This is a genomic window from Pseudoalteromonas sp. AOP7-A1-14, assembly GCF_052376275.1.
In the GTDB taxonomy this organism is placed as follows: Bacteria; Pseudomonadota; Gammaproteobacteria; order Enterobacterales; family Alteromonadaceae; genus Pseudoalteromonas.
Window position 1 is genome coordinate 1 of sequence record NZ_JBQSVO010000288.1, and the last position, 522, is coordinate 522.

Annotated in this window: 1 pseudogene; it reads right to left on the minus strand. The window is 38.5% G+C overall.

Annotated elements, in window-relative coordinates:
* Nucleotides 1-173 precede the first annotated feature (173 nt).
* A pseudogene (locus tag ACT3RM_RS18150) lies at nucleotides 174-522 on the minus strand (site-specific integrase); the annotation flags it as partial.

Here is a 522-nt window from a genome sequence, read left to right on the forward strand (position 1 = left end):
TATGGCTCTTAAACCAGGACCAAAACCAATTGCTGATTCAACTGGCAAACCTGATAAACGTAGACGTGATAACAAAAACACTCCGGGGAACACCCCAGGATTAAAACCTAGTAAGTCTTCAAAGAAATAAATAAGGTTTGAAATTAAAGCTATCTTGGTGGTAGCTTTTTAATTTAACGTAAATAAACTTCAGTAATTTCAGCCCTGAAATGTCCCATCTCTTGTGAAACGGTCTCTAATGCTATTTGATACGGATATTGGTTAAGTATTAACTCTAATACTCTTTCTTGTGCGTAGCTATGCCTTAGGCCGTGAGCACCGTTGGAAAATGAAAGAGTACGGTTTGATGCTTTATTAAATGAGTCGGACCACTTTTTGCCACCTCCAATATCGTAGCGCTGCAAGTAGTTTATTTTTCTGTCAACAACGGTGACAGGTTGTTTAAATTTACGAAGTTCTAATTTAGCTGATAAATCGTGAGGTATTAGTACTTCGCGTGTTAAGCCTCCTTTGCCTGTCACG